The organism is Halomonas sp., from assembly GCF_014859505.1.
Lineage (GTDB): Bacteria > Pseudomonadota > Gammaproteobacteria > Pseudomonadales > Halomonadaceae > Halomonas.
Map to the genome: position 1 here is coordinate 1 of NZ_JACUUD010000004.1, position 17,618 is coordinate 17,618.

Here is a 17,618-nt window from a genome sequence, read left to right on the forward strand (position 1 = left end):
ACGGCACTCATCGCGTCCCAGCTGACGTAGACCGGCTCGTCCCAGCCGGGCCGGTCGCCGCGCCTCTCGACGTTGGTCATGCTGACCTTGACCAGGTGGCCCTGCTCGGTGCGCACGAAGTAGACCGAGAGCCCGCCCAGGTAGGCGATGTCCTCCACCGTGCCCGCCGCCCAGTTGTAATCGCCCTCGGGCGCCTCGCGGGCCAGCCAGGTCTTCTCCGGGCGCACCGCCACCCACACCCGGCGCTCGTCGGCCTGGGTGCTGACCCCGTGGCTGATGAAGATCCGCCGCCCCAGCTGGGGGCTCTCGATGATGCAGTGGTCGGCCTCGTCGGCGACGACCTCGCCCTCGAAGAGGTTCACGGTGCCGACGAACTCGGCCACCATGCGGCTCGCCGGGCTCTCGTAGACATCCATGGGCGTGCCCACCTGGGCGATCCAGCCGTCGGCCATGATCGCCACCCGGTCGGCCATGGTCATGGCCTCCTCCTGGTCGTGAGTGACCATGATGCAGGTCACCCCGACCCGCTCGAGGATCTGCACCACCTCGAGCTGCATCTCGGTGCGCAGCTTCTTGTCCAGCGCGCCCATGGGCTCGTCGAGCAGCAGCAGCTTGGGCCGCTTGGCCAGCGACCTGGCCAGCGCCACCCGCTGGCGCTGGCCACCGGAGAGCTGCTGGGGCTTGCGCCGGGCGAAGGCCTCCATGTGCACGAGCTTGAGCATCTCGGTCACCCGCTGCTCGATCTCGGCACGGGGCAGGCGGTCCTGCTTGAGCCCGAAAGCGATGTTCTGCGCCACGGTCATGTGGGGGAAGAGCGCGTAGGACTGGAACATCATGTTGATCGGCCGCTCATAGGGCGGCATGGCGGTGATGTCCTCGCCGTCCAGCAGGATCTGGCCTTCGCTGGGCCGCTCGAAGCCGGCCAGCATGCGCAGCAGGGTCGACTTGCCTGAGCCCGAGCCGCCCAGCAGGGCGAAGATCTCGCCCTGGCGGATGGTCAGGTTGACGTCGTCCACCGCCAGTTCGCCGTCGAAGCGCTTGCTGATGCGGCGGATCTCGACCAGATCATCACCGGTGCGTCGACCGGGCGGACGCGCCGACTCCCTGGCCGCGCTCTCGTTGGGGGGCATGGGCATCTCCTCTTCGACTCGCCCACGGCGACCCTCGCCGTGGGCAGCGACGACCTCAGCGGCCGGATTTCACGCGGTTCCAGACCCGGGTGCGCACCCGCTGCACGGCCAGCGGCTTCTCCTCGGCCACGTAGAGGTTGTCCATCACCTCCTGGTCGGGATAGATGGCCGGGTCGTTGAGGATCTCCGGGTCGAGGAACTCATTGGAAGCCAGGTTGGGGTTGGCGTAGACCACGTACTCGGTGATTGCCGCGGCGATCTCGGGCTCGAGGATGAAGTTGATGAAGGCGTGGGCGTTGTCCGGGTTCGGCGCATCCACGGGAATCGCCATCATGTCGAACCACAGCGCGGCGCCCTCCTTGGGGATGCTGTAGCGGATGGTGAAGTCGCGGCCCGCCTCCTTGGCACGGGCGGAGGCCTGGAAGATGTCACCGGAGTAGCCCGCCGCCACGCAGATGTCGCCGTTGGCGAGATCGGTGATATAGCGCGAGGAGTGGAAGTAGGTGATGTCGTCGCGCACCGCGGCGACGAGGTCACCGGCGGCCTCGAGGTCCGCGGCATCCTCGGAGAGCGGCGAGAGCCCCAGGTAGGCCATGGCCGGCGAGAGCATCTCGTCGCCGGAGTCGAGCATGGAGAGCCCGCAGCCTCCCTCGCGCAGGGCGGCGGTCACCTCGGGGTCGAAGAGCAGCGCCCAGGAATTCACCGGGGCGTCATCGCCGAGGATCTCGATGACCCGATCGACGTTGTAGCCGATACCGTTGGTGCCCCACATATAGGGGACCGAGTGGCGGCTGCCCGGATCCACGGACTCCAGGTCGTCCATCAGATCCGGGTTGAGGTTGCCCAGGTTGGGCAGCTTGTCGTGATCGAGTTCCTGGTAGACCCCGGCGCTGACGTGACGGGTCAGGTAGTGGTTGGAGGGCACCACCACGTCATAGCCGGAGCGCCCGGCGAGCAGCGCGGCATCGAGCACCTCGTTGCTGTCGTAGACGTCGTACACCACCTCGATGCCGGTGGCCTCGGTGAACTTCTCCAGGGTGTCCGGCGCGATGTAGTCGGACCAGTTGTAGACCCGAACCTCGCCGGACGCCTGGGCGGCGGCGCCCAGCGCCAGGCTGGCGGCGGCCACGGCCAGTGAGAGTCGCTTGGTTTTCATCATCCTTCACCTCTCGTCACTTGTTGTTATCGGTCGCCCTGAGGCGGGCCCGACGAGGCCAGCGTAGCCGCCCGCTCGGGTGCGGTCTCGACACTGGCAGGTCGTGTCAGACACTCAGCAGCAGGAATTCCCGCTCCCAGGAGCTGATCACGCGCTTGAAGTTCTCGTTCTCCACCCGCTTGACCGCCACGAAGCCGGTCACGAACTTGCTGCCCATGTAGGTCTCGAGTTCGGCACAGTGCTCCATGCGTTCCAGCGCCTGCTCCAGGGTGAAGGGCAGTCGCAGGTTGCGGCGTTCGAAGGCGCGCCCCTGCACCGGTGCCGAGGGATTGAGCTTCTGGATCATCCCCAGGTAGCCGCACAGCAGGCTCGCCGCGATGGCCAGGTAGGCGTTGGCATCGGCGCCCGGCAGGCGGTTCTCGACCCGACGATTCTGCGGGTTGGAGTCGGGCACCCGCAGGCCGCAGGTGCGATTCTCCTCGCCCCACTCCACATTGACCGGCGCCGAGGTGTCGGGCAGGAATCGGCGGAAGGAGTTGACGTTGGGGGCCATCAGCGGCAGCGACTCGGGGATGAACTTCTGCAGCCCGCCGATATGGTGCAGGAAGAGCTGGCTCATGGTGCCATCGGCGTTGGAGAAGATGCTCCTGCCGCTCTTCGCATCGAGCACGCTCTGGTGAATATGCATGGCGCTGCCCGGCTCATTGGTCACCGGCTTGGCCATGAAGGTGGCGGCCACGTCGTGCTTCAGGGCCGCCTCGCGCATGGTGCGCTTGAACAGGAAGACCTGATCGGCCAGGGTCAGGGGGTCGCCGTGACGGAAGTTGATCTCCATCTGGGCGGTGCCCTCCTCGTGGATCAGGGTGTCGATATCCAGCCCCTGAGCCTCGCACCAGTCGTACATGTCCTCGAACAGCGGGTCGAACTCGTTGGCGGCATCGATGGAGAAGGACTGGCGACCGGTCTCCTGGCGGCCACTGCGGCCGATGGGCGGCTGCAGCGGCAGGTCCGGGTCCTCGCAGCGCTTGGTGAGGTAGAACTCCATCTCCGGCGCCACGATGGGCCGCCACCCCTGCTCGGCGTAGAGCGCCAGCACCTTCTTGAGCTGGTTGCGGGCGGAGAGCTCGATGGGGTTGCCCATCTTGTCGAAGCAGTCGTGGATCACCTGGGCGGTGGGTTCCAGCGCCCAGGGCACCGAATAGGCCGCCCCTCCATCGGGCTTGCAGATCATGTCGATGTCGGCGGGGTCGAGCAGCGAATAGTAGATGTCGTCCTCGACGTAGTCGCCGGTCACCGACTGCAGCAGCACGCTCTCCGGCAGGCGCATGCCCTTCTCGGCCACGAACTTGGAGACCGGCGTGATCTTGCCGCGGGCGATGCCGGTGATGTCCATCACCAGGCACTCCACCTCGGTGATGCGTCGCTCCTTCAGCCAGCTTTCCAGGTCTTTCATGGAACCCTCGTCAGGCGCCCGGCGGTCGGGCGCTCGTCATAGTCGATCGCGCAATTTGTAGAAGGTGGTGGCCAGCACCAGCAGAGGCGTGCGCAGTGTCTCACCGCCGGGGAAGCGTCGATGGGGCATGGCGGCGAAAGCATCGAACCGCTCGGCCTGGCCGGCCACCGCCTCGGCCATCAGCTTGCCGGCCAGCCCCGCCAGGGCCATGCCATGGCCGGAGTAGCCCTGGGCATAGTAGAGCGTCTGGCCGATGCGGCCGAAGTCCGGTGCCCGATTGAGGGTGATGGCCACCTCGCCGCCCCAGCGGTAGTCGATGCGCACTCCGGAGAGCACCGGGAAGAGACGGGCGATCTTGGCATCCATGCGCGCCTGCAGGCCCGGCGGCTCACGGCCGGTGTAGCTCACCTCGCCGCCGTAGATCAGCCGGCGATCGGCGGAGAGGCGATAGTAGTCGAGCACGAAGTTGGCATCCGACAGCGCATCGTTCCGGGGCAGCACCCGGGCGGCGCGCTCGGCACAAAGCGGTTCGGTGGCGATGATATAGTTGGCGGCGCGCATCACCCGGCCCGCGAGCTCCGGCACCAGGCCATGCTGGAAGGCGTTGGTGCCCAGTACCACGCCGTCGGCGGTGACGCTGCCCGTGGGGGTGACCACCCGATGGGGCGACCCCTGGCGGATCTCCAGGGCCGGGCTGCCCTCGTGGAGCACGGCCCCCGCCTCGCGGGCGGCGCTTGCCAGGCCGAGGGTGTAGTTGAGCGGGTGCAGGTGGCCCGCCTCGCTCTCGAACAGCGCCCCGGGATAGGCGTCGCTGACCACGTGCTCGCGCAGGGCGTCACCCTCGAGCCAGCTCAGCGCCTCGTAGCCGTAGTCCCGCGTCAGGCGATCGCGAAAGGCCTTGAGCTCGCGCACGTGGCGCGGCTTCACCGCGGCGTGCAGGTAGCCCCAGGCGAGGTCACAGGGGATGGCGTGGCGCGCGATGAGCTCGGCGGTCAGGGCCACCGCCTCGCGGCTCATCGCCCAGATATCCCGGGCGGCCGACAGGCCCAGGGCGCGTTCCACGGTGGCGATGTCGGTGCCCAGCCCCGGCAGGATCTGGCCGCCGCTGCGCCCGGAGGCGCCGTGGCCGATCTCGCTGGCCTCCAGCAGCACCACCGAGTAGCCGCGTTCGGCCAGATGCAGCGCCGCCGAGCAGCCGGTGACTCCGCCCCCGATCACGCAGACATCGGCACGCACTTCGCCCGCCAGCGGCGGGCAGGGGCCAAGGTCGACGGCAATGGAGTCGCGGTACCAGGAAACGGGACGCCGATCGAGACTGGAGGGGCGGTAAGCCGATGCGGTCATGCGCAGAGCGCTCGTTGTTGTTAAGTGAAGTGTTTCGCCCCGTCAGTTTGACACCAGACGGCGAGACGTTGTCAAGTATTCAATAACAACGCTGCACACAATATCTGGAGCCAGGCATCCACAAGCCCACCACCAAAGCGCTTTCGACTCCTGGCCGGCACGGAGGGCGTCAAGAAATGAGCACCAGTCGCCGCCACGACCTCAGCCGCCGCAGACCGGGCAGGCGGGATCCCGCGGCACCCGGAAGTGGCGCCACTGGCCGGAGAGACCGTCGAAGGTGGAGAGCCCCCGATGGGGCGTGCCGGCGCCGCTGAGCAGCTTGATCGCCTCCAGTGCCTGGAAGCTGCCGATCAGCCCCACCAGCGGCGCCACCACACCGCTCTCTGCGCAGGAGAGTGCCTCGTCGCCGCTGCCGTCCGGCGGGTAGAGGCAGGCGTAGCAGGGGCCCTCGGGGTCGCGGGGATCGAACACCGCCAGCTGGCCGGAGAAACGGATCGCGGCACCGGAGACCAGCGGCACGCCGGCCTCGCGGCAGGCGGCGTTGATGGCGTAGCGGCTCGAAAAACGATCGGTGCAGTCGAGCACCACGTCGGCCGCCGCCACCGCCGCGGCCAGGGCCTCGCCCTCCAGGTGGGCGGTGAGGGTCCCGATGGTACAGCCGGGGTTGAGCGCCCTGGCCGCCTCCCCCGCGGACTGTGCCTTGTTGCGGCCCAGGTCCGCCTCGCCGTGGGCGATCTGGCGCTGCAGATTGGATAGCTCCACCTCGTCGGCATCGGCCAGGGTCAGCCGCCCCACCCCGGCGGCGGCCAGGTAGAGGGTCACCGGCGAGCCGAGCCCGCCGGCGCCCACCACCAGGGCGTGGCCGGCCAGCAGCCGCTCCTGGCCCTCGATATCGATCTGGGCCAGCATGATCTGGCGGCTGTAGCGCAGTAGATCGGCGTCGTTCATGGTCACTTGTCCTCGAACTCCTCGATGTCGGGCACGTGGAGGGAGAACTCCTCCTTGACCTCCTCCATCACCACATAGCTCTTGGACTCCTTGACCCCCGGCAGAGTCAGCACCACGTCGCCGAGCAGCTGGCGATAGGCGGACATCTCGGGGATGCGGCACTTGAGGATGTAGTCGAACTGCCCGGAGACCAGATGGCACTCCTGGATCTGGGGCAGCTTGGAGACGGCCCGGCGGAACTCGTCGAACACCGCCGGCGACTGGGTCTCCAGGCTGATCTCCACGAATACCAGAAGGTTGGCCTTCAGCGCCCGGGGGTCTAGTACCGCCTTGTAGCCGCGGATCACGCCCGCACGCTCCAGGCGTTTGACCCTCTCAAGGCAGGGCGTGGTGGAGAGCCCTACCTGGGCGGCCAGGTCGACGTAGGAGATGCGGGCGTTGTCCTGCAGGCAGCGCAGGATCTTGAGGTCGATGCGGTCGAGGGAGCGGGTCTTGGCTTTCATGGGCGTGGCGGCTATCTGTCTCTGGAGTGGCGTAGAGGGCCGGCTTGACAGTCGATCCGACTGAAAACGACCGCCAGGATGGCGGTATAGGAGTCGTCAGACATGAAATCACGGCGGCTTTCGATATTATTTTCTGGTAAATGTGTACCACAGCCCCGCCGACCACTGCCAGCCAGACCCTCAACGTCCCGGCCAGCGCCCCAGCGTGACCCGCTCGTGGCCGGCCAGGTCGAGACGCGTCGCCACCTCAAGATAGCCGGCCGGCACCAGGGCCTCGCGCACCGCCGCGCCCTGCTCGGCGCCGTGCTCGAGCAGCAGCCAGCCATCCGACGCCAGGTAATCACGCGCCGCGCACACCAGATGATAGAGGTCGGCCAGGCCGCCCTCGCCGGCCACCAGGGCGCTCGCCGGTTCGAAGCGCAGGTCGCCCCGGGCCAGGTGCGGGTCATCGTCGGCGAGATAGGGCGGATTGGAGACGATCAGCGCGAAATGCTCGTTGGCCCTCTCACCTTCCGCCAGGGCGGCGAACCAGTCGCTCTGGCGGAAGGTGGCGTTGTTGATGCCGAGCCGAGCGGCATTGCGCTCGGCGAGTGCCACGGCCTCGCCATGCAGGTCCACCCCCAGCACCGCCCAGCCTGGCCGCTCGCTGGCGAACGCCAGCGCGATGGCGCCGGTGCCGGTGCCCAGGTCGAGCAGGCGCCCGTTGGCCGCGGACGCCTTGTCCAGGGCGACCTCCACCAGGGTCTCGGTGTCGGGGCGGGGAATCAGGGTGCTGGGCTCGGTGGCCAGCGTCAGCCCCCAGAACTCGCGCTCGCCGGTGAGATAGGCCACCGGCTCGCCGGCTTCGCGCCGCGCCAGCAGCGCCTCGAAGCGCGCCACCATCGCCGCCTCGGCTTCGCGGTCGCCCCAGGTGTAGAGCCAGGTGCGATCGACTCCGAGCACATGACAGAGCAGCACCTCGGCATCCAGGCGCGCCGTGGGCGAACCGGCCGCCTGCAGCCGCCCGGCGGCCCGGGCCAGCAGCGCATCGAGGCGCACTCCCCCGCCCGCCACGTCAGGCCTCCAGCTGCAGGGCGGCGAGCTGCTCCGCCTGGTACTCGTGGATCAGTGGCTCGATCACCTCGTCGAGCTGCTCGCCGCTGACCACCTCGCCGAGCTTGTAGAGGGTCAGGTTGATGCGGTGATCGGTGACCCGCCCCTGGGGAAAGTTGTAGGTGCGGATGCGCTCGCTGCGATCGCCGGAGCCCACCAGGCTCTTGCGCTCATCGGCCTGGGCCTGGCGGCGCGAGTCCACGGCGGTCTGCCTGAGCCTTGCGGCCAGCAGCGCCATCGCCTTGGCGCGGTTCTTGTGCTGGCTGCGCTCCTCCTGACACTCCACCACCACGCCGCTGGGCAGGTGGGTGATGCGGATCGCGGAATCGGTGGTGTTGACGTGCTGGCCGCCGGCGCCGCTGGAGCGGAAGGTATCCACGCGCAGGTCGGCGGGGTTGATCTCGATGTCCCCCACCGCATCGGCCTCCGGCATCACCGCCACGGTGCAGGCGGAGGTGTGGATGCGCCCCTGGGATTCGGTGGCCGGCACCCGCTGCACACGATGGGCGCCGGACTCGAACTTGAGCCGCGCATAGACCCCGTCGCCCTTGATCCGCGAGATGATCTCCTTGTAGCCGCCCTGCTCGCCGTGGCTGGCACTGACCACCTCCACCTTCCAGCCGTGCTGCTCGGCGTAGCGGGAGTACATGCGAAACAGATCGCCGGCGAACAGCGCCGCCTCGTCGCCGCCGGTGCCGGCGCGCACCTCCAGGAAGACGCTGCGTCCATCGTCGGGGTCCTTCGGCACCAGCAGCTGCTTGAGCCGTTCGTCCAGCGCCTCCAGCTTCTCGCGCCCCTCGGCCTGCTCCAGGGCCGCCAGTTCACGCATCTCCGGGTCGCTGTCACTGGCCAACTGCTCGGCGTCCTCGATGTCGCCCTCCACGCCGCGGAATTCGCGCCATGTCTCCACCAGGGGCTGGAGTTCGGCGTATTCGCGGGAATAGTCGCGGAAGCGGCTCTGGTCGCCGATCACCTCGGGCTCCGCCAGCAGGGCGGAGAGCTCCTCGAAGCGCTCACCGAAGGCGTCGAGGCGCTGACGCAGGGAAGCTTTCATGGGTTGTCCTATCGGGTCTTGTCGTGAGAGGCATCGAGCAGCAGGGCGCCGGCGGCCTCGAGCAGGTCGTGGCGTTCAACGGAGGCGGCCTCGCGCAGCGCCACGGTAGGGCGATGCAGCAGCCGGTTGGTGAGCTGATGGGCCAGCCGGCGCACCACCGCCTCGGGGTCCTCACCGTGGCCCAGTCGCGCCAGGGCCTGCTCCAGGGAGAGGTCGCGCAGCGACTCGCCGCGACGACGGAAGTCGTGGATCAGCTCGCCGCCGCTGCGGATGCGCCGCTCATGCAGCCAGGCGCCCACGCCGTGCTCGATCAGCGATTCGGCCTGGTCGGCGGCCACCTGGCGATGGCGGCGATTCTCCTCGATCACCTCCTGAAGGTCATCGACGGAGTAGAGAAAGATGTCGGAAAGCTTGCCCACCTCGGGCTCGATGTCCCGGGGCACGGCGATGTCGACCATGAAGATCGGCCGATGGCGGCGCTTCTTCAGCGCCCGCTCCACCATGCCCTTGCCGATGATCGGCAGCGGTGCCGCAGTGGAGGAGATGACGATGTCGGCCTCCACCAGGGCATCGGGAATCCCGTCCAGGGCGATGGCCTTCGCGCCAAGGCTGCCGGCCAGCAGCTCGGCCCGCTCCCGGGTGCGGTTGGCCACGGTGAGCTGGCGAACGCCGGCCTCGTGCAGGTGCCGCGCCACCAGCTCGATGGTCTCACCGGCGCCGATCAGCAGGGCCCGGGCGCGGCCGAGGTCGTCGAAGATGCGGCTGGCCAGGCTGACCGCCGCATAGGCCACGGAGACGGGGTTGCGGCCGATGCCGGTCTCGGTACGCACCTGCTTGGCCACCGCGAAGGTGTGCTGGAAGAGGCACTCGAGCTCCTTGCCGAGGCCGCGGGCCTCGCGACTGGCCTGGTAGGCGTCCTTGAGCTGGCCGAGGATCTGCGGCTCGCCCAGCACCATGGAGTCCAGCCCCACGGCCACCCGCATCAGATGGCGGGCGGCCTCGTTGTCCAGGTAGTGATAGGCACAGGTCGAGAGATCCGACACCGGCAGGCCGTGGAAGCGGCCCAGCCAGTCGAGGACGGCCGCCTCGCCCTGGGGCTCGGTGACGCAATAGAGCTCGGTGCGGTTGCAGGTCGAGAGAACCGCCGCCTCCTTGACCTGTGGCAAGCCACGCAGCTCGCCGAGCGCGATCTCGAGCTGGGCAGGGTTGAAGGCCACCTGCTCGCGCACCTCGACGGTGGCGGTTCGATGGTTGATTCCTAGGGCAAGCAGCGTCATGCGTCGGGCATCTTTGCTAGTGGTGGCCGGCCTGGGCGGCATCCTGATCATTGGGTCGAGATACTACCATAGCGTCGCCCGCTTGGCCGCCTCCCCCGGTGCGCTTTGCCCACGCCGGTCAAGCCGTTATGCTGGCGCTTCGGCCCTGCCAACGAGACGCCCATGCCTGCCGCTCTCCCCCCGTCACTTCGCCCGCTCTTCGCCCGCCTCGCCCCGCTGGCGCTGGCGGTGCTGCTGGCCGGCTGCCAGACGCTGTCGGCCGTGGGCGGCGCGGACGCCCCACTGGAGGACCCCATGGCCGGCGCCCCGCCCATCACCCGGGGCCTGGACGCCGCGGGGCTGGCCGGCCTGCTCACCGCGGAGCTGGCCGGCCAGCGCGGCGACTACCGCCGCGCCGCCCTGGGCTACCTCGAGGCCACCGAGCGTTACGCCACCCCGACGCTGGCCGAGCGCGCCGCCCTGGCGGCCAGCTTCAGCAACGACAGTGAACTGCTGGCCCGGGCCGCCGATCGCTGGCAGGCCATGGCACCCGAGGCCGAAGCGCCCTCGCGGCTGCTGGCCGGGCTGGCCGTCCAGCGCGGCGACTGGCCCGAGGCGCTGCGCCAGCGCCTGGTGCTGATCGAGCGCGGCAGCGAGAGCGACCTGACCGCCTTCATCGAGGCCGCCCTGGCCGAGAACGCCGCCCCCGCGCCGCTGCTGGCGCTGCTGCGCCCCTGGCTAGCCCGCGCGCCCCAGGGAGCGATCCGCCAGGATGCCGAGCTGGCCACCGCCTTGCTGGAGGTCTCCACCGGCGACACCGCCGCCGCCGAGCGCCGCCTGGAACAGCTGGGCCAGAGCGCCCCCGAGATGCCGGCACTGTGGCTGACCCGGGCGCGCCTGGCCCAGGAACGCGGCGACCATCGGGGCGCTCGCGATGCCGCACGCCGCGGGCTTGCCGTCTCGCCGGATGATGCCCGCTTCATCCTGCTGCTGGCCCAGAGCGAGCTGCGCCTGGGCAACATCGCCGCCGCCGAGGCGAGCACCGACGCCCTGCTCGAGGATCACGCCGGCAACGCGGAGCTGCGCCTGGCGCTGGCCCGGCTCTACCTCGAGGAGGGCGCCACCGAGGCTGCCCGCCGCCTGCTGCTGCCGCTGGTGGACGAGCCCGACACCCCGCCCATGGCCTTCTACCTGCTCGGCACCACCGCCGAGACGGAGGGCGAGGTGGACAACGCCCTGCTCTACTTTCGCCAGGTAGCGCCGGGGCCCGAATTCCTGGCGGCCCGGCTGCGCGCCGCCGAAATGCTGATCGAGGATGATCGCCTGCTCGACGCCCGCGCCTTCCTGCGCATCGAGCGGCTGCGCCACGAGTCGCACTTCGCCGACCTGGTCTCTCTGGAGGTGGAACTGCTCGAGCGCGAGGGGCTCGCCGATGAGGCCAGCGCCCTGCTCGACCGCGAGCTCGACCGCACCCCCAACGACGAGCAGCTGCTCTACCTGCGCGCCATGCGCGCCTGGGAGGCCGGCGACCCCGAAGCCATGGAGCGCGATCTGGGGCGGATCATCGAGCGCGACCCGGACAACGCCATGGCCCTCAACGCCCTGGGCTATACCCTGGCCGACATGAACATGACCGAGCGCCTCGACGAGGCCCGCGAGATGATCGAGCGCGCCCATGAGCTCGACCCTGGCAACCCGGCCATCATGGACAGCCTGGGCTGGTTGCACTACCGCCTGGGCGATCCCGAGCGTGCCCTGCCCTGGCTCGAGCGCGCCTACGCCCTGATGCCGGATCAGGAGATCGCCGCTCACCTGATCGAGGTGCTGTGGGCGCTGGAGCAACGCGTCGAGGCCCGTGAGCGCCTGGCCGAGGCGCTGGAGCGCCATGACGAACACCCGCTGATCGATGAGCTGCTCAGACGCATCCCCGAGCTGGCCCCATGAGCCCTTCCCGCACTCCCCCCGAGCCCGCATCACCGCACAAGAGAGACCCCATGACACTGCGCTTGCTTGCCAGACCGCTGATTTCCCTGCTCGCCCTGCTGCTGCTGGCCGGCTGCGCCGGTCGCACGCCCGTCCCGGAGGGCGAGCGTACCGCCGGCCAGTGGCAGGCCCAGGCCGAGCGCATCGAGGCCCTGGACACCTGGATCCTGGCGGCGCGGGTCGGCCTGCGCACCTCCCGGGACGGCACCAGCGCCAACCTGGACTGGAGCCAGCATCCCCACTACTACCGGATGTTGCTCAGCGGCCCCTTCGGCAGTGGCCGCAGTACCCTGGAGGGCCGCGAGGGACGCTTCTCGCTGACCACCTCAGAGGGCCGCTTCGAGGCCGAGACCCCCGAGGCGCTGATGGAGGAGCAGCTCGGCTGGTCACTGCCAGTGGGCGCCCTGCAGGACTGGGTACGCGGCCTCCCCGGCACGCAGAGCGACTACCACCTGGAGGAGGACGACCTCGGCTTCCCCCTGCGCCTCGAACAGGACGGCTGGGAGATCGACTACCGCGACTGGACCCGCGCCGAGTCGCTGTGGCTACCGCGACGACTGGTGATGACCTACGGCGACCTGCGCGTCACCCTCGTGGTCACCGACTGGCGCCCCGTCGTTGATGACTGACACCGCCATGACCGCCACCCCTGCCGAGACCCTGGTGCTGCCGGCCCCGGCCAAGCTCAACCGCCTGCTGCATATCATCGGGCGCCGCCCGGACGGCTATCACGAGCTGCAGACCCTGTTCCAGTTCCTCGACCATGGCGACACCCTGCGCCTGCGCCGCCGCGAGGATGGCGAGATCCGCCTGACCCCCGAGATTCCCGGGGTGGCCCGGGAGGAGAACCTGATCCGGCGCGCCGCCCGCCTGCTGCAGGCCGAGAGCGACTGCCGGCTGGGCGCCGAGATCCACCTGGAGAAGCGCCTGCCGCTGGGCGGCGGGCTGGGCGGCGGCAGCTCTGATGCCGCCACCGCCCTGCTCGGCCTCGATGCCCTCTGGGGCCTGGGCCTCTCCCTCGAGCGCCTGGCGGAGCTCGGCCTTGTGCTGGGCGCCGACGTGCCGGTGTTCGTGCGCGGCCATGCCGCCTGGGGAGAGGGTATCGGCGAACGCCTCACCCCGGTGGATCTCGACACGCCCTGGTTCGTGGTAATCCACCCCGGCGTGGCGGTCTCCACCCCGGCGGTGTTCGGGGCCGACGAATTGACACGCGATACCCCCCCGATTACCATGGCGCGCGCTCTTCAGAGGGGAGCGTCAAGCTGGCGCAACGACTGCGAGGCCACGGTCAGGGCCCTCTACCCACCCGTGGCAGAGGCGCTCGACTGGCTGTCGGCGAGGGCACCGGCCCTGCTGACCGGCACCGGCGCCTGCGTCTTTGCCCGCCTGGCCAGCGAGACCGAAGCCGACCAGCTGCTCGGAGAGATCGCCGGACGCTGGCAGGCCTTCAAGGCCCGCGGCCTGAACCGCTCCCCCCTCCATGATGTTCTGGGTCGATGAGCCCCGCCCGGGCGGTGGTGCCCCTCTCGACACCCGATGACCCAACCCTGCATAGGTGGCTGCGCGTGTCAAAATTGATGGTTTTCGCCGGAAACGCCAATCCCGAACTCGCCCGAAAGATCGCCGAGAGTCTGGACACCCGCATGGGCAACGCCACGGTCGGCCAGTTCAGCGACGGCGAGATCGCGGTCGAGATCAACGAGAACGTGCGGGGCAAGGACGTCTTCGTCCTGCAGTCCACCTGTGCGCCGACCAACGACAATCTGATGGAACTGGTGCTGATGGTGGACGCCCTGCGTCGTGCCTCCGCGCACCGGATCACCGCCGTGGTGCCTTATTTCGGCTATGCGCGTCAGGATCGTCGGGTGCGCTCCGCCCGCGTGCCTATCTCCGCCAAGATCGTCGCCGACGTGCTGGTCAAGGCCGGCGTCGACCGGGTGATGACCATGGACCTCCACGCCGATCAGATCCAGGGCTTCTTCGACGTGCCGGTGGACAACGTCTACGGCTCGCCGATCCTGCTCGACGACATCGAGCGACAGAACTACGAGAACCTGGTGGTGGTCTCCCCCGACGTGGGCGGCGTGGTCCGCGCCCGGGCCATCGCCAAGCAGCTCAACGCCGATCTCGCCATCATCGACAAGCGTCGCCCCTCGGCCAACCAGGCCCAGGTGATGCACATCATCGGCGAGATCGAAGGGCGCAACTGCGTGGTGGTCGACGACATGATCGACACCGCCGGCACCCTGTGCAAGGCCGGCGAGGCCCTCAAGCAGCACGGCGCCTTGCGAGTCGTGGCCTACGCCACCCACCCGATCCTCTCGGGACCCGCGGTGGACAACATCGTCGGCTCGGTGCTCGACGAGGTAGTGGTCACCGATACCATTCCGCTCTCCGACAGCGCGCGGCGCTGCGGCCATATCCGCCAGCTCAGCGTGGCCGGCCTGATCGCCGAGGCGATCCGTCGGGTGAGCAACGAAGAATCCGTCAGCGCCATGTTCCACTGAGTCACCGCGCCATACGCACGGGACACGCGGGAACGGGCGCCGGAAAGGGCCCTGCGGGGCAACTGGAAGCGTCACGGTCAGGTCGCGGGCCGCGGTGCCTTCCTTACTCTACTGAAGAGGCAATACCATGTCTGATTTTACCCTTAGCGCCAGCGTTCGTAACGACCTGGGGAAAGGTGCGAGCCGCCGCCTGCGTCGTGCGAACCTCCAGGTGCCGGCCATCGTCTACGGCGGTGAGCAGGCTCCCCAGCCGATCTCCATCGAGAAGGCCGCCTTCTACAAGGCCGTCGAGAGCGAGTCCTTCTTCTCCTCGGTGATCAACCTGGTCATTGACGGCAAGAGCGAGCAGGTGGTGGTGCGTGACATGCAGCGTCACCCCTTCAAGCCGCTGATCACCCACGCCGATTTCCTGCGCGTGGATGCCACCCACGAGATCACCATCAACGTGCCGCTGCACGTGGTGGGCGAAGAGAACAACCGGGACATCAAGGATAACGACGGCGAGCTGCACGTGCTGGCCAACGAGATCCAGGTCAGCTGCCTGCCCAAGGACCTGCCTGACTACCTCGAAGTGGACATCTCCGAGGTCGAGCTGGGCACCACCCTTCACCTGTCCGACCTCAAGATACCGGCCGGCGTGACTCTGGTCGATCTGACCCACGGCGAGGACCACGACAACGCCATCCTGAGCGTCACCAAGGCCAAGGTCAGCGGTGGCGGTGCTGATGACGAAGCCGCCGGGGGCGAGGAAGGCGAGGAAGGCAAGCAGGGCGACGAGGAGTAATCCTCACCCGTCCTTCCTACCGTCCGGGGCCGTGCGCGGCACGGCCCCTTCCGGTTACGATCAAGCGCCCCGGCGCTTGATTTTTTTTGTGGCCGCCCCTCCCTGGCGGCCATCCTGCGGACCGCCGCTAACGCGACGTCAAAAATCATTCCAGATGATTTTTTGGAGGCAACCCCCATGAGTCAGGTCAGAGCGATCATCGGGCTGGGCAATCCCGGCGCCGACTATGAGGCCACCCGTCACAATGCCGGCGCCTGGCTGGTGGAGGCGGTCGCGCGTCGCACAGGCGCAGAACTGCGTCCCGACCGCAAGTTCCTGGGCCTCTATGCCCGAGGCCAGATCGAGGGCCAGGACGTCCACCTGCTCAACCCGACGACCTTCATGAACCGCAGCGGTGGCGCCGTGGCTGCCCTCTGCCAGTTTTACAAGCTCGCCCCCAACGAGTTGCTGGTGGCCCACGACGAGCTCGACCTCGACCCCGGCACCGCCCGCTACAAGACAGGCGGCGGCCACGGCGGCCACAACGGGCTGCGCGACATCATCAGCGCCCTGGGCAACGAGCGTGGCTTCCACCGCCTACGACTCGGCATCGGGCATCCGGGCGATGCGAAACAGGTCACCCACTACGTGCTGGGCCGCCCAGGCAAGGCCGAACACGCCGCCATCGAGGACGCCATCGACGAGTGCCTGGCCACCCTGCCCCAGGCGCTCTCCGGCGACTGGGCCCGCGCCATGAACCGCCTGCACAGCTTCAAGGGCGCCTGATTGCCATGTGTCTGATGGCCGAGTGCCCGATGGCCCGCTTATCGGTAGAATGGCGCCATCATTGATCGTTACTCCCGACCTCTCTTTCCAGGATGACTCCATGGGTTTCAACTGCGGTATCGTCGGCCTGCCCAACGTCGGCAAGTCGACCCTCTTCAACGCCCTCACCAAGTCCGGCATCGACGCCGAGAACTTCCCCTTCTGTACCATCGAGCCCAACGTCGGCATCGTGCCGATGCCCGACCCACGCCTCGATGCCCTGGCCGAGATCGTCAAGCCGCAGAAGGTGCTGCCCACCACCATGGAGTTCGTCGATATCGCCGGACTCGTGGCGGGCGCCTCCAAGGGCGAGGGGCTGGGCAACAAGTTCCTGGCCAATATCCGCGAGACCCAGGCCATCGCCCACGTGGTGCGCTGCTTCGACAACGACAACGTCATCCATGTCGCCAACCAGGTGGATCCTCGGGCCGATATCGAGATCATCAACATGGAGCTGGCCCTGGCCGACCTGGACACCGTGGAGCGCGCCATCCAGCGCCTTGTGCGGGTCGCCAAGGGCGGCGACAAGGAGGCGATCGCCACCAAGGCGATTCTCGAGCGTATCGAGCCACACCTGGCCGAGGGCCTGCCGCTGAGGAGCTTCGGCCTGGATGCCGACGACGAGAAGGCCCTGAAGGGCTTCGGCTTCCTGACCCTGAAGCCCACCATGTACATCGCCAACGTCAACGAGGATGGCTTCGAGGCCAACCCCTACCTGGACGTGGTGCGCGAGATCGCCGAGGCCGAGGGCGCCGTGGTGGTGCCGGTGTGCAACCAACTCGAGGCGGAGATCGCCGAGCTGGACGATGAGGAACGCGCCATGTTCCTCGACGAGATGGGCATGGAGGAGCCGGGGCTCGACCGGGTGATCCGTGCCGGCTACGCGCTACTGGGCCTGCAGACCTACTTCACCGCCGGGGTGAAGGAGGTGCGTGCCTGGACCGTCAAGGTGGGCGCCACCGCCCCCGAGGCCGCCGGGGTGATCCACACCGACTTCCAGAAGGGCTTCATTCGCGCCGAGGTCATCGCCTATGACGATTTCGTAGGTCTGGGCGGCGAGCAGGGCGCGAAGGACGCCGGCAAGTGGCGCCTGGAGGGCAAGGAGTATATCGTTCAGGATGGTGACGTGATCCACTTCCGCTTCAACGTGTGAGGCAGAACCAGGAGGAGGGAGGCCATGCGCAAGAAGATCGTCAAGCACGAGACCGAATGGCGCCAGCAGCTGACCCCCGAGCAGTACCGGGTCACCCGTGAGCGGGGCACCGAACCGCCCTTCAGCGGCAACTACCGGGTCAGCGACGAGCACGGCATCTACCACTGCATCTGCTGCAACGCCCCGCTGTTCGAGAACGAGCACAAGTTCGACGCCGGCTGCGGCTGGCCGAGCTTCGACCGCCCGCTGGGCCAGCACCACGTCGAGGAGCGACAGGACGGCTCCCATGGGATGCAGCGTACCGAGGTGGTCTGCGCCCACTGCGACGCTCACCTGGGTCACGTCTTCCCCGACGGTCCGCCGGACACCACCGGGTTGCGCTACTGCATCAACTCGGTGGCCATCGACTTTCACGCCGGGGAATAGCACGCCGTCGAGTCACCCGGCGTCT

The 17,618-nt window shown here is 68.5% G+C and carries 17 protein-coding genes; 8 read left to right on the forward strand and 9 right to left on the reverse strand.

All coding sequences use genetic code 11. From position 1 onward, the window contains the following. From potA to hemA, 9 genes are all read right to left on the reverse strand, one after another. Positions 1 to 1,130 (reverse strand): polyamine ABC transporter ATP-binding protein (gene potA / locus IBX53_RS01060; protein WP_290903993.1); only part of this gene is annotated, 1,130 nt, incomplete at its 3' end. Between the two features lie 55 nt (positions 1,131 to 1,185). Next, entirely contained in the window at positions 1,186 to 2,289 is a 1,104-nt protein-coding gene (locus IBX53_RS01065) for a polyamine ABC transporter substrate-binding protein (RefSeq protein WP_290903995.1), read from the reverse strand. 103 nt (positions 2,290 to 2,392) lie between these two features. Then, entirely contained in the window at positions 2,393 to 3,739 is a 1,347-nt protein-coding gene (locus tag IBX53_RS01070) for a glutamine synthetase family protein (protein ID WP_290903997.1), read from the reverse strand. 36 nt (positions 3,740 to 3,775) lie between these two features. Then, the gene (locus IBX53_RS01075; protein WP_290904000.1) at positions 3,776 to 5,083 is read right to left on the reverse strand and encodes an FAD-binding oxidoreductase; all 1,308 of its coding nucleotides are present in this window, start codon (positions 5,081 to 5,083) and stop codon (positions 3,776 to 3,778) included. A 201-nt stretch (positions 5,084 to 5,284) separates the two neighbouring features. Then, entirely contained in the window at positions 5,285 to 6,031 is a 747-nt protein-coding gene (locus IBX53_RS01080) for a molybdopterin-synthase adenylyltransferase MoeB (RefSeq protein WP_290904003.1), read from the reverse strand. 2 nt (positions 6,032 to 6,033) lie between these two features. Further along, positions 6,034 to 6,534, reverse strand: coding sequence for an Lrp/AsnC ligand binding domain-containing protein (locus IBX53_RS01085; RefSeq protein ID WP_290904005.1), 501 nt, complete (start codon positions 6,532 to 6,534; stop codon positions 6,034 to 6,036). Between the two features lie 180 nt (positions 6,535 to 6,714). After that, on the reverse strand, positions 6,715 to 7,572 hold the full coding sequence (gene prmC, locus IBX53_RS01090; RefSeq protein WP_290904146.1) for a peptide chain release factor N(5)-glutamine methyltransferase: 858 nt from the start codon (positions 7,570 to 7,572) through the stop codon (positions 6,715 to 6,717). Between the two features lie 16 nt (positions 7,573 to 7,588). After that, complete coding sequence (gene prfA / locus IBX53_RS01095; protein ID WP_290904009.1) at positions 7,589 to 8,680, reverse strand: peptide chain release factor 1; 1,092 nt, start codon at positions 8,678 to 8,680, stop codon at positions 7,589 to 7,591. 8 nt (positions 8,681 to 8,688) lie between these two features. Next, positions 8,689 to 9,957, reverse strand: a complete 1,269-nt coding sequence (hemA, locus tag IBX53_RS01100; RefSeq protein ID WP_290904011.1) for a glutamyl-tRNA reductase — start codon at positions 9,955 to 9,957, stop codon at positions 8,689 to 8,691. Between the two features lie 162 nt (positions 9,958 to 10,119). On the opposite strand from hemA, the gene IBX53_RS01105 reads away from it, so the two are divergent. From IBX53_RS01105 to msrB, 8 genes are all read left to right on the forward strand, one after another. Further along, positions 10,120 to 11,880, forward strand: a complete 1,761-nt coding sequence (locus IBX53_RS01105; RefSeq protein ID WP_290904013.1) for a tetratricopeptide repeat protein — start codon at positions 10,120 to 10,122, stop codon at positions 11,878 to 11,880. A gap of 50 nt (positions 11,881 to 11,930) precedes the next feature. Continuing rightward, positions 11,931 to 12,548 carry a lipoprotein insertase outer membrane protein LolB gene (lolB, locus tag IBX53_RS01110; protein WP_290904015.1) on the forward strand — a complete coding sequence of 206 codons (618 nt, stop codon included), beginning with the start codon at positions 11,931 to 11,933 and terminating at the stop codon, positions 12,546 to 12,548. Positions 12,549 to 12,555: 7 nt separating this feature from the next. Next, positions 12,556 to 13,419: a 4-(cytidine 5'-diphospho)-2-C-methyl-D-erythritol kinase gene (gene ispE / locus IBX53_RS01115; protein WP_290904017.1), complete on the forward strand. Its 864-nt coding sequence runs from the start codon at positions 12,556 to 12,558 to the stop codon at positions 13,417 to 13,419. Between the two features lie 65 nt (positions 13,420 to 13,484). Continuing rightward, a complete protein-coding gene (locus IBX53_RS01120; protein WP_290904020.1) occupies positions 13,485 to 14,426 on the forward strand; it encodes a ribose-phosphate pyrophosphokinase in 942 nt (313 codons plus the stop codon). 127 nt (positions 14,427 to 14,553) lie between these two features. Next, complete coding sequence (locus IBX53_RS01125) at positions 14,554 to 15,210, forward strand: 50S ribosomal protein L25/general stress protein Ctc (RefSeq protein WP_290904022.1); 657 nt, start codon at positions 14,554 to 14,556, stop codon at positions 15,208 to 15,210. A 177-nt stretch (positions 15,211 to 15,387) separates the two neighbouring features. Continuing rightward, on the forward strand, positions 15,388 to 15,975 hold the full coding sequence (gene pth, locus IBX53_RS01130; RefSeq protein ID WP_290904025.1) for an aminoacyl-tRNA hydrolase: 588 nt from the start codon (positions 15,388 to 15,390) through the stop codon (positions 15,973 to 15,975). Positions 15,976 to 16,075: 100 nt separating this feature from the next. After that, a complete protein-coding gene (gene ychF, locus IBX53_RS01135; RefSeq protein WP_290904029.1) occupies positions 16,076 to 17,167 on the forward strand; it encodes a redox-regulated ATPase YchF in 1,092 nt (363 codons plus the stop codon). A 24-nt stretch (positions 17,168 to 17,191) separates the two neighbouring features. Then, positions 17,192 to 17,593, forward strand: coding sequence for a peptide-methionine (R)-S-oxide reductase MsrB (gene msrB / locus IBX53_RS01140; protein ID WP_290904032.1), 402 nt, complete (start codon positions 17,192 to 17,194; stop codon positions 17,591 to 17,593). The last annotated feature ends 25 nt before the right edge of the window (positions 17,594 to 17,618 follow it).

Coding starts and splice junctions, on each gene's coding strand:
- IBX53_RS01065 (WP_290903995.1), bottom strand. CDS start 2,289: ATGATGAAAACCAAGCGACTCTCACTGGCCGTGGCCGCCGCCAGCCTG.
- IBX53_RS01070 (WP_290903997.1), bottom strand. CDS start 3,739: ATGAAAGACCTGGAAAGCTGGCTGAAGGAGCGACGCATCACCGAGGTG.
- IBX53_RS01075 (WP_290904000.1), bottom strand. CDS start 5,083: ATGACCGCATCGGCTTACCGCCCCTCCAGTCTCGATCGGCGTCCCGTT.
- IBX53_RS01080 (WP_290904003.1), bottom strand. CDS start 6,031: ATGAACGACGCCGATCTACTGCGCTACAGCCGCCAGATCATGCTGGCC.
- IBX53_RS01085 (WP_290904005.1), bottom strand. CDS start 6,534: ATGAAAGCCAAGACCCGCTCCCTCGACCGCATCGACCTCAAGATCCTG.
- prfA (WP_290904009.1), bottom strand. CDS start 8,680: ATGAAAGCTTCCCTGCGTCAGCGCCTCGACGCCTTCGGTGAGCGCTTC.
- hemA (WP_290904011.1), bottom strand. CDS start 9,957: ATGACGCTGCTTGCCCTAGGAATCAACCATCGAACCGCCACCGTCGAG.
- IBX53_RS01105 (WP_290904013.1), top strand. CDS start 10,120: ATGCCTGCCGCTCTCCCCCCGTCACTTCGCCCGCTCTTCGCCCGCCTC.
- lolB (WP_290904015.1), top strand. CDS start 11,931: ATGACACTGCGCTTGCTTGCCAGACCGCTGATTTCCCTGCTCGCCCTG.
- ispE (WP_290904017.1), top strand. CDS start 12,556: ATGACCGCCACCCCTGCCGAGACCCTGGTGCTGCCGGCCCCGGCCAAG.
- IBX53_RS01125 (WP_290904022.1), top strand. CDS start 14,554: ATGTCTGATTTTACCCTTAGCGCCAGCGTTCGTAACGACCTGGGGAAA.
- pth (WP_290904025.1), top strand. CDS start 15,388: ATGAGTCAGGTCAGAGCGATCATCGGGCTGGGCAATCCCGGCGCCGAC.
- ychF (WP_290904029.1), top strand. CDS start 16,076: ATGGGTTTCAACTGCGGTATCGTCGGCCTGCCCAACGTCGGCAAGTCG.
- msrB (WP_290904032.1), top strand. CDS start 17,192: ATGCGCAAGAAGATCGTCAAGCACGAGACCGAATGGCGCCAGCAGCTG.